At 51.9% G+C, this 15,768-nt stretch carries 10 protein-coding genes and 1 pseudogene; 6 read left to right on the forward strand and 5 right to left on the reverse strand.

The window, feature by feature from the left end; all coding sequences use genetic code 11:
- Window positions 1-12: 12 nt before the first annotated feature.
- Both QCD69_RS18255 and QCD69_RS18260 read left to right on the forward strand, forming a co-directional pair.
- On the forward strand, window positions 13-1,023 hold the full coding sequence (locus QCD69_RS18255; protein WP_253461354.1) for a Gfo/Idh/MocA family oxidoreductase: 1,011 nt from the start codon (window positions 13-15) through the stop codon (window positions 1,021-1,023).
- The gene (locus QCD69_RS18260) at window positions 1,023-1,802 is read left to right on the forward strand and encodes a TIM barrel protein (protein WP_301253030.1); all 780 of its coding nucleotides are present in this window, start codon (window positions 1,023-1,025) and stop codon (window positions 1,800-1,802) included. Before QCD69_RS18255 ends, QCD69_RS18260 begins: the two co-directional genes overlap by 1 nt.
- Before the next feature lie 79 nt (window positions 1,803-1,881).
- On the opposite strand, the gene QCD69_RS18265 is transcribed toward QCD69_RS18260, so the two are convergent.
- Together QCD69_RS18265 and QCD69_RS18270 are read right to left on the reverse strand one after the other, a co-directional pair.
- Window positions 1,882-2,868, reverse strand: a complete 987-nt coding sequence (locus tag QCD69_RS18265; protein WP_253461358.1) for an SDR family oxidoreductase — start codon at window positions 2,866-2,868, stop codon at window positions 1,882-1,884.
- Between the two features lie 660 nt (window positions 2,869-3,528).
- Window positions 3,529-4,542 carry a RepB family plasmid replication initiator protein gene (locus tag QCD69_RS18270; RefSeq protein ID WP_301253031.1) on the reverse strand — a complete coding sequence of 338 codons (1,014 nt, stop codon included), beginning with the start codon at window positions 4,540-4,542 and terminating at the stop codon, window positions 3,529-3,531.
- Between the two features lie 1,058 nt (window positions 4,543-5,600).
- On the opposite strand from QCD69_RS18270, the gene QCD69_RS18275 reads away from it, so the two are divergent.
- From QCD69_RS18275 to QCD69_RS18290, 4 genes are all read left to right on the forward strand, one after another.
- A complete protein-coding gene (locus QCD69_RS18275; RefSeq protein WP_301253033.1) occupies window positions 5,601-6,197 on the forward strand; it encodes a DUF1349 domain-containing protein in 597 nt (198 codons plus the stop codon).
- A gap of 775 nt (window positions 6,198-6,972) precedes the next feature.
- A complete protein-coding gene (locus tag QCD69_RS18280) occupies window positions 6,973-8,178 on the forward strand; it encodes an AAA family ATPase (protein WP_301253039.1) in 1,206 nt (401 codons plus the stop codon).
- On the forward strand, window positions 8,175-9,140 hold the full coding sequence (locus QCD69_RS18285; RefSeq protein WP_253461366.1) for a ParB family protein: 966 nt from the start codon (window positions 8,175-8,177) through the stop codon (window positions 9,138-9,140). Before QCD69_RS18280 ends, QCD69_RS18285 begins: the two co-directional genes overlap by 4 nt.
- Before the next feature lie 783 nt (window positions 9,141-9,923).
- A complete protein-coding gene (locus QCD69_RS18290) occupies window positions 9,924-10,382 on the forward strand; it encodes a hypothetical protein (RefSeq protein ID WP_301253034.1) in 459 nt (152 codons plus the stop codon).
- A gap of 1,030 nt (window positions 10,383-11,412) precedes the next feature.
- On the opposite strand, the pseudogene QCD69_RS22995 reads toward QCD69_RS18290, so the two are convergent.
- The 3 genes and pseudogenes from QCD69_RS22995 to QCD69_RS18300 form a co-directional block, all read right to left on the reverse strand.
- Window positions 11,413-11,525 (reverse strand): annotated as a pseudogene (locus QCD69_RS22995) (hypothetical protein); the annotation flags it as partial.
- An 87-nt stretch (window positions 11,526-11,612) separates the two neighbouring features.
- A complete protein-coding gene (locus QCD69_RS18295) occupies window positions 11,613-14,708 on the reverse strand; it encodes an efflux RND transporter permease subunit (protein WP_301253035.1) in 3,096 nt (1,031 codons plus the stop codon).
- On the reverse strand, window positions 14,705-15,768 hold a 1,064-nt coding region (locus QCD69_RS18300; protein WP_301253036.1), incomplete at its 5' end, for an efflux RND transporter periplasmic adaptor subunit. The genes QCD69_RS18295 and QCD69_RS18300, both read right to left, overlap by 4 nt.

Here is a 15,768-nt window from a genome sequence, read left to right on the forward strand (position 1 = left end):
AGGAGTGCTGTGATGATGAAAACTGTACGAGTGGGACTTATCGGTGCAGGAAGGATGGGCAGTTTCCATGCTGAAAACCTTGCCTGGCGCGTGCCGGGCGCGACGCTGGCGGCCGTAGCCGATCCGCAGCCCGGCGCGGCGGAAAAGCTGGCGCAAAAGCTCGGCGTGGCAAAAGCCTACAGCGATCTTCATGCGCTGTTGCAGGACCCGGACATTGACGCCATTGCTATTGCTGCCCCCGCGCGTACTCATGCTGAATGGGTCATAGCGGCCGCCAGCGTGGGAAAACACGTCTTTTGCGAAAAGCCGATGGCGGTAACCCTTGAGGAAGCGGACCGTGCGATCGCGGCGGCCAGCCATGCCGGTGTGGTATTGCAGGTCGGCTTTAACCGTCGTTTTGACGGCGGCTTTGCCGCTGCGATTGCGGCGGTGAAATCGGGCGTGAACGGCACGACTCAGTTAAGCCGTTCGGTCACTCGCGATCCGGCCTTGCGCGATCCGGCCCCCATCCCGCAGTGGACCATTTTTCTTGAAACGCTTATCCATGATTTCGATACGCTGCTGCATTTTAACCCCGGCGCAAAACCGGTGGAGGTTTACGCATTGGCCGACGCGCTGGTGCGTCCGGATTTTAAAGACAAAGGCCTGCTGGACACCTCTGTAGTGACTATCCGCTTTGACAATGGCGCCATCGCGACGGCGGAAGCCAATTTTCAGGCGGTCTATGGCTATGACGTCCGCGGTGAAGTCTTTGGCAGCAAAGGCATGCTGCAGGCGGGCAATATCAACGCTACCAACTGCGTGCGCTATCACGAGGGCGGCATTGTTATTGAAACTTCCCGCATGGATTCCGAGCTGCTGCGTGAAGCCTATGTGACGGAGATGGCCGAATTTGCGCGCTGTATCCGCACCGGCGAAACGCCGCGTGCTACGGGCAAAGATGCGCGTAACGCGCTCGAAATTGCGCTGGCCTGCATTGAATCAGTTAAACAATGTCAGCCCGTCAAACTGGACGCACGCTAATGAACAGCTATCAGCTTTCCGTTTGCGCCGAAATGGTCTTCCTCGATCTGCCGTTTGTGGAGCGGGTAAAGCGTATTCATGCGCTGGGGTTTGGTGTCGAAATCTGGGGATGGGCCGGTAAAGACATTGATGCGCTGGCCGCCACCGGCGCGCGCTTCACCTCCATGACAGGCTATCTCAGCGGTAATCTGACCGATGACGACGATATCCGGCAGCTGCTGCAAAGCGCTGAAGCCTCGCTGGCGATCGCAGAGCGGCTACGGTGTCCGGCTTTAAATCTTCACGGAACCGGTCTGGATGACAAAGGATTACCGGTAAAACCGGTCGAGGTGGTGACTGGTGCGATGTGGCTTAAGGCTGTGGAAACCTTACGTCAGCTGGCGCGAATGGGCGAACGCGCCGGACGAATATTTACGCTGGAAAACCTCAATCTGCCCGTTGACCATCCGGGAACGCCGTTTGCGTTGGCGGCCGATACGCTGGCGCTGGTCAGCGCCGTTAACAGCCCCGCGCTGAAAATGAATCTCGACCTGTATCACGCACAGATCGGCGAAGGCAACCTGATTGAGCTGATCCGTAAAAGCCAGAAACATATCGGTGAGATTCAGGTAGCTGACGTACCGGGCCGTAAAGAGCCCGGCACCGGTGAGATCAATTACAAGGCGGTGGCGCGAGCGCTTCGGGAGATTGACTATCACGGCACGGTCGCGCTGGAAGGCTGGGCATCGGATGATTCGGCAGCGGCGCTGGAGGCCTTCCGCGAGGTCTTTACGCAGTAGTTTTCGCGGTAACTGGCGCTCTGTAAGCGCCTTTTACTCAAAAATTGCGATATGCTCACCTCCTGCCCGTGCAGAGGCTTTAACGGCGCCGCAAGCTGCGTAATCCCAGCCAGGCCACGGCAGCAACGCCCAGAATGGTCAATCCGGGGTTGTTGACGTTCAGATTAAGCGCACGCTGCTCCGCTTTTTCATCAAAACGGCCGTGACTGCGGTGCAGTCCTTCGACGGACTGATGCAGGTTATCCGGCCGGCCAGCGACCTCCGGCTCCTCGGTAATCTGGCCGCTCCAGCCCTGTTTTGCCATCATACGATCCAGCAGGCCCGGGAACAGCATATTGCCCACGATGGACTGGAATGTGGAACGCCCGACCCACACTTCCCGCGGCGCATGGCGCGCGGCTTTAAGAATGGCTCTGGCGGCGACCTCCGGCTGGAAAATGGGCGGCATAGGCTGAACGGTGTTGCCCATTTTGTTACGCGACCAGTCAAACTGAGGGGTATTAACGCCCGGCAGATGCACCATAGTCAGCCGAATCGAACTGTTGTTATGCAGCAGCTCGCTGCGCAGCGAATCCGTAAAGCCCCTGATTGCCGCTTTGGCCGCGCAGTAAGCGGACTGTAGCGGAACCGAACGATAAGCGAGCGCTGAGCCTACCTGTACGATAATCCCCTCGTCACGTTCCCCCATCAGCGTTAGCGCAGTACGGGTGCCGTGAACGCAGCCCAGATAGGTCACATCGGTGACGCGCTGGAATTCTTCGTCAGTAATTTGCGTAACGGGCGCCAGCACGGTCAGCATGGCTGCGTTAACCCAGACGTTGATCGGACCAAGTTCGGCTTCGATTTTACGACCGGCCGCCAACAGCGCGCCGCCGTCTGCCACATCTACTGCCGCGCCCGATGCCTGTACACCAAACAGTTTTAACTCTTCAATAGTCTCTTTTACGCTTTGTTCACTACGGCCAATCACCGCTACCGCATAGCCTGCTTCAGCAAAGGCCTGTGCGCTGGCGCGTCCTACGCCAGAAGTCCCACCTGTAATTACCGCTACTTTTTCCTGCAACATATCTGGCCCTCATAAACCGCTGCGTCACAGCCGTCTGATAAATAAAAAATGATAAACGCACGAATTTTCGTTAACAGAGTATGGCAGGCTGCTGAAAAATAGCTGGTTGATTGCAGAACAGGGATCAATAAATGGAAGGAACGCCTGCTGTCCTGCCGCATTGTGCGCACGAAGATGACTGTAGTCAGCGAGCTCCCGAGAGCAGTCCATCTCGAGCGATATAAAGCATTAATATCATTTCGTAGGTGACCAACCGCCGCTCTCAGAATGAAGAAAACGCCCTTCCTGGTTTCTGCCGGGCAGTTTCCGCTTAACCACTGAAGCGAGTAAAAAGGCGTAAACTTTTGACCACTGCGGAAAGTAATAAACCACTATGGGGAGTAATAACCACTATAGTGAGTAAAACGGCGGTAAAAATGTATCCACTCTGGTGAGCGTGACCTTTAATAGCGAGGCGTACAGCGTGTCTGGCTAGAGTCATGTTTTGGTAAAGCCAGGCAGGAAGGTATTTGAGCCTGACTTGCTTAACGCTGGCTCAACAACCACTGTAATGAGATCCGCCTCTCATTACAGTGGTTGCTTATCCGACATAACGGTGACTTACAGGAGCAAACTGACGCTCATCGCAGTGGTTGCTGGCGCTTTTGCTCTCCACAGTGGTTACGGTTTTTTACCGCTACGGATCTTTTCTAACAGTTCCAGCTCTTCTCGCGAAAGCATAACCATTTCGCCCTGGGGTACGGTTTCCTCAATCTCGTCCTCAGGCAAATCGGGCAGGCCAAGCGGGATTTCTGCCGGTCTGAGCTTTGGCCGCCGGTAGTGGATGACGAAATAGACGATTTTGCCTCGCTTAATCTCTGTGTAGTCCAGGTAGCCGATCTCCCTCAGCTGCTCCATCGCTTTACGGACGGTCGCGTTTTGCGTGATGGTACGCGAAGTGAGGTTCAGGCGAGCGCGCAGGCGGGCCATGGATATGGGCGCTGGTGAAGGCGGCAGGCTTTCGATAAAAGTATAAAGGGCCTGTGCAGACTCTTTACGGGACAGCTCGTTGATGGCTCTGAGCTGAAGAAGCACCTTTTTATCGAACTGATAGAGCTCAAAAATCTTGGGATCGGCCTGGAGAGTAACACTGTCGGTTTTAGTGCTGTATTTGGCTGACTGCACCAGATGCGTGACGTAATACTCCCCTTCTTTGTTGCTGAACTGAATAGTATTGGTCGCAATGCGGGTCAGGGAAGCATCCAGACGGCTTCTCAGCTTCGCTGAAGAGCGTACAGAAGGGATGCCGCACAGTTTAGCGAAATCGACGAACGGCAGCGTTACGCTGTCTCCCAGCACCTTATATTTGGCAAAGGCATGGATAATGCCGACCCAGGTTTTGAAATCGTTATCCATATCAAGCCGGGCACCGGTTATCCTGATATTTTCGTACCCTTCGGATTTAACGATCGACAGCTGTTTCAGCTCGTCAGTGACATCCATGGTCGACATCTGGTTTTTTCTGCCCCGCGCCGTCGATTTAAGCGTGGGTACAAACAGCCCAAGCCGCATCAGCGCCACCGGCTGAACGGTATTGTTACTGTTAGGAGTCAGGTTGATAACCTCTCCCGTCTTCTTGTCGGTTTCACAAAAAGCTGCATCTATCTGACTGATTTCTTGTTCTTTTTTCGGCATTTTACAAACCCGTGATATGAACAAGCGATATTCGCCGTTACTGGTTACAGTGGATACTAACACTCACCGTAGTGGTCAGGCTACTTGCTATAGTGGATTTATTACTCTCTACAGTAGTTGTTTTACTTACCACAGTGGTTAACGATCCCTTCTCAGGCCAGTTACGGCAGGCCTTGCGAAGCGCGGGGATCTTTATGGGTCTTTCTGGTTCTTTATATGATCTGTTATTGGATCGAACCAGTGGATAAAAAAATCTTATTTTCAGGAGCCTGTGGATAGCTATGGGTTAAAGCTGTGTCCGGATAATACAAAGGTTCAGCAAACCCGCTACAGGCAATGCTACAGCGGCAACTGCTTAATCATCAGTTATCTACAGGCAAATTGGCATGATACTCACTACAGTGGTTTTTAACTACTGTCCAGCGTGGATGTTTTACTCGTTATAGCGGTTATTTAGCTTATTACAGTGGTTATTTTGCTCACCACAGTGGATAGTAACCCCCTTCCAGGACAGGCCAGATAAGGGCTGAGCGACTCCGGGGATCTCTTAGGGATCTTAGAAGGATCTATTCAGGATCGATTGATTGGATCTGGCCTGTGAATAATAAGGAAAAACTGGCTATCACTATTGGTACACTACGCCTCTTACCACCTTTTGATGTTCGATATCAAAACTAAGACCGCAACATGGTCTGACTGATTTGAAAAAAATAGATAAGTGCTTTCAACTGGCAGCGACTTTTCACATATGCAAGGGGATCACAGCGGATAAAATGTACTAATTAACATTGGCTTTAGTTGCACATTAAGGCACCGCTAAAAAAGCAATATATGCATTGAGAGAACCCATGCCACAATAATCAGCTACGCTGACAATACTTCCCATGCCAGGATTTTAACCTTGCGCCCGGGAAACCAGACTCTCGTTTTTAATGCGTTATGCCCTGACTGACCGCCTCTGGCTAACCGCTTGTGACTAAAAGCTTATATTGCGGTTTGCTGAATAAACGAGAATTCAAAAAACAGGGTCTGATATACGCTCAACATGGGGAAGGCTTATGATTGTTGTGGATTCACTGGAAGCAGGCAAAGGCAACTGGATCAACAAGCCCGATAACTACTCACTGGAAAATGGAAAACTACAGTTAACTACCGCGCTCAACACGGATTTCTGGCGTCAAACCTATTACGGTTTTCAGCGGCATACCGGACATGCGTATGGATTTTACGTGGAGAACGACTTTACCCTTCAGGTAAAAATCATGGCGAATTTCTGCCATCTGTATGACCAGGCAGGTATTTTTTTGCAGGATGACGAACATCATTGGGTTAAAGCTGGGATTGAATTTAATGACGATCTGTCATCTATAGGGTGCGTGGTTACGCGTAAAACCTCTGACTGGTCAACCGGTCTTTTTCCCGGCGATCCGCAAACTTTCTGGATGCGCACTACGCTGGAAAACGAGGCCTTAAGGATCCAGTATTCGACAGATGGTAAAAAATGGCCGCTGCTGAGGCTATGTCACTGGCCAGATATAAAAAATCGTTTTATCGGCGTGATGGGCTGCACCCCGGAGAGAGAAGGACTTGAAATAACATTTGACGAGTTCAGGCTCGGGTCTCCTTTGAGTAAATCGCTTCACGATTTGACATGAATTCGTATCAGGATCCCGGCAAAAAAGCCATAACTTTGTTCAGGCTATAAGAGGCGAACAGAAAAAACTTACGCTAAGGCTGCAGGCATTTGCATTTAATGCAGGGTATCAAGTATTTCTTGGCTTAATGTTTGCCATTCTTTCTACCCTGGTCCGTTTGTGCTTCTGCAGGAAAGGTATCCCACAAATGATTTGAGTTCATTCTGCCGATCCTCCGGATGCAGACGGCAAGACTTACTCTCCGGCGCATCCGGAAGCTATTTCACCAGTCCAAACCCCAGCGGTTTCCTGAATTGCGGTAACTAACAGAACTTTCTACGCACGTTCATCGGATCTCTCTTAATGATATCGAGCTCCCAGAGGTCGTCGTTCAGCAGTTTGCAGGACAGGTTAACCCTGATGGAAACGACATCATAACGAGGCGCATGCTCAACCACTCACTGTTGTGATGGACAACATTGAGCTTGCACCGGAAAGCGTGCCCACTATCGCTAACAACGTAACGCATGGAAAGGCGAAATGCCTTTTTCATCCTCATCACACATTCGCACCATTGTTTGCCCTACCCTGGATTCAATGATGCCGGTTTACGCCGGATAGCAAATCTTTCTATAGCGCTTCCAGGCCACCTGATTTCAGGTTGAGCGTCAATTAAAATGATTACGTACAATTTTTTTTTGCCTGGCTATTTTTTGTTGTACGTTGGCCGGGTGTATGTACAATTGTTTTTGCTGAGATGCCCGTTCAGGCAAGGGATTATAACCGAGGAATAATGATGAAACGCGATTACGGTGGTGTTGGTACGATAGCTTTGAGAGCAAGTTCTTTACTGCAGGCGATGAGCCGGGATATTGAGGAGCAGCGGAAAGAGTTTAACCTGACAGAGTACCATCAGACTTATACTCGCAATGCAGTGGCAAAGCTACCTAAACTGAGCCGCCGTATCGTCGAACAATCCATGAAAGAAATGGAAGAACAGGGTTATGATTTCAACAAAAAGCAGGTCGGTAACGTTGAACAATATGCATTAACAATTCAAAACGTTATAGATATCTATGCGCATCGCAAAATTCCTAAATACCGGGATATACATCAGGAACCTTATGTGATTTTTGTGGTAAACCTGAAAGGTGGGGTATCGAAGACCGTCAGCACCGTAACGTTGGCACATGCACTACGTGTACATCAGGATTTGTTGCGTCATGATTTGCGGATTCTGGTAATAGATCTCGACCCTCAGGCATCAAGCACCATGTTCCTGGATCATACCCACAGTATCGGGTCGGTTCTTGAGACTGCTGCGCAGGCTATATTGAACGATCTTGATGCGGAAACATTACGCGAAACCGTCATCCGCCCGACGATCATCCCTGGCGTGGATGTGATACCGGCATCCATTGATGATGGTTTTGTGGCCAGCCAGTGGGAGTCACTGGTTGCAGAACATCTGCCCGGCTCAAAGCCTTCTGAAGTCCTCAGGAAAAAAATCATTGACCGTGTTGCTGACGACTACGATTTTATTTTTATCGATACCGGCCCTCACCTCGATCCGTTTTTGCTTAATGGCCTGGCGGCCAGTGATTTACTGTTGACGCCCACTCCACCGGCACAGGTCGATTTCCATTCGACGCTTAAATATCTGACCCGCTTACCTGAAATGCTGGAGCGCCTGGAAGAAGAAGGCGTCGAACCGCGTTTAAGCGCAAATATCGGGTTTATGTCCAAGATGACCAATAAGCGCGATCATGAAACGTCACACAGTCTGGCGCGGGAAGTTTATGCAAGCAGCATTCTGGATTCATCCTTGCCGCGCCTGGATGGTTTTGAGCGCTGCGGTGAATCATTCGATACGATAATAAGTGCAAATCCGGTGTCTTATCCCGGTAGCGCAGAAGCACTAAAAAAGGCCCGTACAGAAGCCGAACGTTTCACAAAGGCGGTTTTTGACCGAATTGAGTTCATCAGGGGAGCCGCAGAATGAAAAAGGTATTAGCACGCGGGCGTGTACTGGGAAACAGCAGTTCTGAGTTTGCCAAAATGCTCGAAGGGGAAGGTAATTTCAGGACCTTTACGCTTAAATCAGGTAAAACCGCAAAATTTGTCAGTACCGTTGTGTTTAGCGGAGATATCGAGGCTAAAACATTTGTTGACTCAGCTGTTAACGGGCGTGATCAAACCATGCTTACGCCTGAATCAGTTAGTGATATCTCGCGTACCATTAAGCTGCAACAATTTTTTCCGGCTATCGGTCGCGAAGTCGGTGGGCGTATCGAAATATTGGACGGTACACGCCGGCGTGCCGCATGTATTTTTAGCCAGACAAAATTTGACGTACTGGTCACCAAAGACGAGCTCAGCATTGCAGACGCGCGCCAACTGGCTATTGATATCCAGACAGCACGGGAACACAGTTTACGCGAGCTGGGCAAACGTTTTGAGATGATGTACGACAAAGGTATGTCCAAGGACGAAATAGCACGAGCGGAAAATATCTCTCCAGCTAAAGTTACGCGCGCGTTCCAGGCTGCTGCGGTTCCTGATGAGATGGTCGCCGTATTTCCCGTGATCAATGATATCTCCCTGGCTGACTACCAGTTGCTTCTCAAGGTGGCTGAAGATGCTAAAAATAAAGGAATGCCTGTTGCTGAACTGATGAAAAAGGTCAGGCAGCAGATTGCAGAGACTGAGGGGGCAAGTACGGATAAAGCGAAAATTATTGCGATAATTCGTGCTGAAAGTAAGAGTTTAAAACAGGCAGTGGGTAAGCAGGTTGAAACAGTAAAACTGCGCGAATTTGCCGATCGTCGTCAATATGCCAGAAAGAAAACTGACCTGAAAAAACGTCTGGTAGTCTACGAGTTCTCCCGAATTTCACCTGCTTTACAGGCGGAGATTGATGAGGCAATAAAGCAAATAATGGAAAAAATGCCTGGCGGTGAATAGAAAGTTTATCGAGTGCCGGGCGATCCCGGCATCGTCTGCCAGTCAAATTGTCCCGCCAAAAATTCGTATGTAACTGACTGAATATTAATTTTTTTCTCGGATCCTTTCATACTGAAAGTCCCGAGGTTTTTTTCTGAGCCTACAGATAACTTCATCAGCGAAGAGGTTGAGCGGCGTGTATTTGGAAAGCATAACTGTCTTAAATAGTATCATTTATGCCGCGCCAGAATGCATCGCTCATTATGCAGCCACTCATAAAATTGTCCCGCAGAATTTATGTACTTAACTTTATGATAAATAAATTATTTTTTGATTTCTTTCATATTGAAAGTCCCACTATGATCTTCTGTTTTGGTTTGTAGATTTCGTATTAATCCTTGCCTGTAGTGCACCAGTTGCGGTTTCGACGCTGCGCCCTCTGCTTGCTGCGGGCAGATTTGTCGGCATCGCATAGGTCGGAACACAGACAACTTTAATGCGGCAGGATGTCTTTATGCACATCACACTTTTTCATGCATTGGCGCTTGTCACAAATATATCTGCGCTGGAGAAGTGGGCATTATGTGACTTAAGGGTGCAGATATATGTGCCTTCAATGTGGAACGAGCAAGCATCTGAGCTACACACTATGGGCATAAGAGGATACGTATTTATCTGGCAGCCAGGATAGTTGTAAGTTTCCAAAGCCACGACTGGCACAGAAACCGGGATCTAATTAAGCTCTGGCAGACGGGATATGTACTCTATACGCGTCACAACGATCCGGATTTCAAACCAAAACCGATGCGCATACATGCGCGTTCTGAAAACCGCCAGGTGCTGGATGTCCTGTCCCACACACTGGTTGCAAACTGCGATTACAATCCCGACAGCGATTATCCGTCTGAAATCATGGCGCCATTGAAGCATATCGATGTGGCAAGGGGTATGCTTCAGGTTTATGAAAACGGACGTAAAGCCTGTAACAGCCCGCCTGAAGCTTTATCAGTACATGAACAGCTGCGCTACGTTATCGTGCTGCACGAGAAGGATAATGATAGCGGCCCGAACAAGCCATTGCGTCTTTGGTTGTCTGAAAAATTTTTGCGTTATGCGGCATCTCTGGAGAAGAGAGCCGTGCCTGACCTGGCCAGTTCCGCAACTAGGCTATCAGTACAGACCTGGCGAGGTAGGAGCAGGACAAAGTCATCAGGCAGGCGAGCCGGAAAAACGCAGCCGCCAGAACGGGGAACGTCTGGATGAACTGCTGAATGAAACGGCAGGGCAAGTTGGTTCCCTTGCGGTAGCCAAAGCGGGCAGAAAGAACGGCCATTACCATACTGGGTCGCCTGATCATCGAAAATAATGGTTCAGCAGGTCATCGCGCTGGAATCGGTGCTGAAAAGCGAACAGCCGAGGCGCCTGAATACCGATCCGGAACCCTATACTGTCCTCCAGCCTTAACATTGCCCTTTATTAACTTACTGCAGTCGGGCGCGGTTTTGCGCTGGCACCGTAACATAAATTCAGCTTTGTCAGGTTTCACTAAACTAACCCCTTTTCTTATGCCTTTTACCGCATGAGTAGGTCATGTTGAAACCGAAAAATGGCGAAGGGGCATCTGAAAAGCACTTAACTTCGATACATGAGATTAGCGTCAAAAAGTAGGGCCGGTCAGCTATTAATTTCGAATATTAATACTTAACACAGCATGCCCTTCAAAAAGGGAGTATCTTTCGTGCGTCAGAGACAGCACTAAAAAGGTCGCTCTCTCCACTTAGTTACCGGCATAAAATCTCGCTCTATTAAAAAACTTTCGCAGTAGCTATGAAAATTAAGGTAGTAAACTGTATACGGATGGCATCGTCCATAACAGAATTAGTTACAGCATCCATAAAGTCTTTTGGTAACCTCTGCGTACATCCCGATACCCGGATCCGCTTCTCCCCACTGAGAAGCCGTACCGCTCCGGGCCATAGGCTTGGGACAGACTTGGCTTTAAATAGTATGCTGTAACTAAAATCAGTACTGCTTTAAGATGTGTCGCTTCAGATTTCGTGTACACGCCCGTAAGTGCCTCACAGCACTAACGCGGAGATAGAGGCCTTGCCATGATCACCCCGATGGCGCACAAGGGGTTCTTCACCGGTACTGGCAGCTCTGACTTTGCAGCGAGGAGGGTTGGTGAAATATGTCAAACCGTAGCCGCCTTTGCCGGGCTACGGTACTACTCACCGACAAAACGGCATTTAAAATCTCCTGACGCTTTCAGGCGACATCAATGGATTGGTATCGAAAGGCTTGTTATACCCGAGCGCTCCTCAGAAGCCTATACCAGACCTTATAAGTACCGCATCCGGGAGGACTGACAACGCCGCTGCCGGTCACGACAATGCGCTTTTGAATTTCAGGCGCCACAGGTTAAACCTCCTCACTCAATTCGATATAGTAAAGGGCGTGATCCCTTCTTCAGAGATCACGCCTGATTAAGCGCTATGGTCGCTTCAAGGCTTCTTCGTCAGCAGAGGTCGGTTTATCAGGACGAATGTTGAACCAGATTGCGTACATAGCGGGCAGGAACACCAGCGTGATGATGGTGCCGCCCAACGTACCGCCAATCAGCGTATAGGCCAGCGTTCCCCAGAACACGGAATGCGTCAGCGGAATAAATGCCAGAATGGCAGCCATTGCCGTCAGTAACACCGGGCGGGCGCGCTGTACCGTTGCCTCCACCACCGCATCAAAAGGTGCCAGCCCTTCCTGCTCATTATGGTGGATCTGTCCTGTCAGGATCAGGGTGTTACGCATCAGGATGCCCGACAGGGCAATCAGTCCAACCAGTGCATTAATGCCAAACGGCTGGTTAAAGAGCAGCAGCGTGGGCACTACGCCGACCAGTCCCAGCGGCGCGGTAAGAAAGACCATCACCATCGCTGACATCGACCGCACCTGCAAAATGATGATTAGCAGCGTCATGGCGATCATAATCGGGAACAGCGGCGCCATCGCTTTCGTCGCTTTACCGGATTCTTCAATCGATCCCGCCTGCTCAATGCGGTATCCGGCCGGAAGCTTATCGATGACCGGCCGCAACGCTTTCATCATTGCCGTAGAAACATCCGGCGGCTGCAGGTTGTCGGCGATATCTCCCCTTACGGTAATGGTCGGAGTACGATCGCGACGGCGCAGAACAGGATCTTCCATTCGTACCTCAACCTCGCCTGCCTGAGAGAGCGGAATGCGCTGGCCGGAAGCCCCCACTAAGGTAAAGCCCGCTATTTTTGCCGGATCGAGCCGGATATCACCTGCAGCCCGTCCCATCACCTGCACCGAACGGATATCCTCCCGCACAGAGGTGATCGGAACCCCTGAAAGCAGAAACTGAAGCTGCTGCGCAACCGCGTTTGTTGTCAGCCCTACCGCCTGAAGGCGGTCCTGATTAAGCGTGAAATGCAGCGTCGGTACCCGTGACCCCCAGTCGGTGTTGACGGTTCTCATCATCGGGCTGGCCTGCATCACCTTCTCTACCTTATCTGCAATTTCACGCAGGGTGGCGGGATCCGGCCCCATAACCCGGTAGGCCACCGGATAAGGTGAATACGGACCGAACACCAGTTGCGTCACGCGTACGCGCGCCTCAGGCGCCAGACCGCCGGCTGCCGCTTCGCGCAGGCGGAACTTAAGCGCCTCACGTGCATCCTGGCTGTCCGTCAGCACGACAATTTTCGCAAACGACGGATCGGGAAGCTCGGGCGCCATGGCCAGATAAAACCGCGGCGGCCCCTGCCCGATGTAGGAGGTGACGATTTTTGTCTCTTTCTGCTTTCTCAGCCAGGCTTCAATTTTCGCCGTGGTGGCGCTGGTCTCCTCAACAGAGGTGCCATAAGGCATCTGAACCTCAATCAGCACCTCCGGGCGATCGGAAGTGGGGAAAAACTGTTTTTTCACCAGCCCCATCCCGAGAACAGCAACGGCAAAGAGGGCAATAACGGTGCCGGCCACCAGCCATTTTTGCGCGATAACGCGGGTCAGCACCCGTCGAAAGCGGTTGTAATGACGGGTGTTGTAGAGGGCCGTATGCCCTCCCTCTACCGTTTTGATTTGCGGCAGCATCTTCACGCCCAGATAAGGCGTAAACACCACCGCCACAACCCAGGAAGCAATAAGGGCGATACCTACAATCCAGAACATATTGCTGGTGTATTCACCTGCTGTGGACTGTGCAAAACCGTTAGGCATAAAACCAACGGCGGTAACCAGCGTGCCGGCGAGCATCGGGGCGGCTGTGTGGCTCCAGGCATAGGCCGAGGCTTTGATCCGGTCATAGCCCTCTTCCATTTTCACCACCATCATTTCAATGGCGATGATGGCATCATCAACCAGCAACCCGAGCGCAAGGATCAGCGACCCCAGGGTGATACGGTCAAAGTTTTTGCCGGAAGCCTCCATCACCATGAAGACAATAGCCAGCGTTAACGGCACGGCGGCCGCGACCACAATGCCCACGCGCCATCCCATACTGACGAAGCACACCATCATGACCACCAGCAGCGCGACATAAAATTTGATCATGAACTCATCAACAGCGGAGCTGATGTTGACTGACTGATCGGTGACCTTGGTCAAGGTCATGCCGAGCGGCATACCCTCAGTGATTTTGGCCGTTTCAGCATCCAGCGCGCTCCCCAAATCCAGGCCGTTCCAGCCGTCCCGCATGATGATGCCCAGCAGCAATGCCGGTTCACCCTGATTACGGATCAGGAAAGTCGCCGGATCTTCATAGCCACGCTCAACGGTTGCGACGTCAGAAAGTTTCAGGGTTCTGCCCTGCGCAACGATGGGCGTTTCCCGAATTTTTTCCAGTTTATCGAAAGCGCCATCAAGGCGGATAAAGACCTGCGGTCCCTGGGTATCAATTGAACCGGCGGGTGTCAGTACGTTCTGGCTGTTGAGGGCGGAGAAAATATCCTGAGGAGAAATGCCCAGCGTGGCCAGCCGGTCGTGGGAGAACGAGACAAAGATACGTTCCGCCTGCTCCCCGATAATATTGACTTTCTTGACCCCTGGGACATGCAGAAGGCGCTGGCGCAACGATTCCGCATCGCGGACCAGCAGTCGCTGTGGTTCCCCTTTTGCTTTCAGCGCAAAGAGCGCAAAGGTCACATCGGAAAATTCATCATTAACCATCGGCCCGATAACACCAGCCGGCAGGTTTTTGGTCTCATCACCCAGCTTTTTACGCGCCTGATAGAATTCTTCCTGTACCTGTGAAGGCGGCATACTGTCCTGCAGTGACAGCAGGGTAAAAGCCAGTCCGGGACGCGTGTAGGTTTCACTCCGGTCATACCACCTGAGCTCCTGCATGCGTTTTTCAAGCGGTTCGGCCACCTGATCCTGCATTTCCTGTGCGGTAGCGCCCGGCCAGGCAGAGATAATCGTCATCTGCTTGACGGTAAAAGGGGGATCTTCAGCCCGTCCCAGTTCGAAAAATGAAAGAACGCCCGCGACCGTAATCAGGATGATCAGGAACAGGGTGATTGAGCGCTCACGAACCGCAAGCGCTGAAAGATTGAATCTTCCCTCGCTCATAGCTGGCTCCCGGCGACACGGGTGTCGCTTTGTTCCATGCGGACGGCCTCACCGTCATGCAGCAAATGCGCACCCAAAGCAACCACCTGCTCGCCTGGCCTGAGGCTACCCGTTATCCTTGCCGCATCGTCACCCAAACCCAGCACCTGAACGGACCGCCATGACACTTTGGCGGGTTTACCTGAAATACTCCAGACACCCGGCCCTTTTCCTGGATCATAGATTGCCGCTAAAGGTACCTGCATCACCTGCCGGGCTGCTTTATCTTCTGCAATATGGAGCGTAACGGTAGAACCCAGCGGTGCGCCTGCCAGCGTCCCTTCCAGCACATATCTCGCCTCAAAGGTACGCGTCACGGGATCGGCCGCATCGGAGAGCTGGCGCAGCTTCGCAGGAGACGACTGTTTTCCACCACCGTATAACGTTGCATTAGCCTCGCTTCCGGGAGCCGGGCGTAACGTCTCGGGCAGCTGCACAACCGCTTCGCGCTGGCCTGCTCTGGCCAGCCTGACCACATGCTGCCCTGCACTGACGACCTGGCCCGGCTCGGCCAGCGTATCCATGACCACGCCATCGGCGTCGGCCAGCAGCACGGCATAACCCGTTGCGTTTTGTGCCACTCTGGCCTGTGCCTGAGCCGCACTGAGCTCAGCTTTTGCCGTATCCGCTGCGGCTTTTATCTGGTCGTAGGCCGATGCCGATACGGCGCCTGTAGCGACCAGGCCACGATAACGCGCCTCATCATCAGCCGCCTGTCTGGCACGAGCCTGTGCAGCCGCGACGGTCTGAAGCTGAGCCTGTGCCTGCAGACGCAGGTCAACAGGATCCAGACGCATCAAGGGCTGGCCACGCTTAACGGTCTGGCCGGTATCAACCAGGCGTTCAAGGATCTTTCCCTGAACTCTGAAACCAAGGTCGCTTTGAACGCGTGCGACAACAACGCCGGTAAATGCGCGGGAGGTATCGACAGCACTCACTACGGTTACGGCTCTGACCAAAGGGGGCTGAGTACGTGGATCGCTGGCGTCGGAAGGCTCGCCGCAGGCCACAAGGGCAAGCG

Origin of the sequence: Erwinia sp. PsM31, assembly GCF_030433775.1 — a bacterium.
Taxonomy (GTDB): Bacteria; Pseudomonadota; Gammaproteobacteria; order Enterobacterales; family Enterobacteriaceae; genus Erwinia; species Erwinia aeris.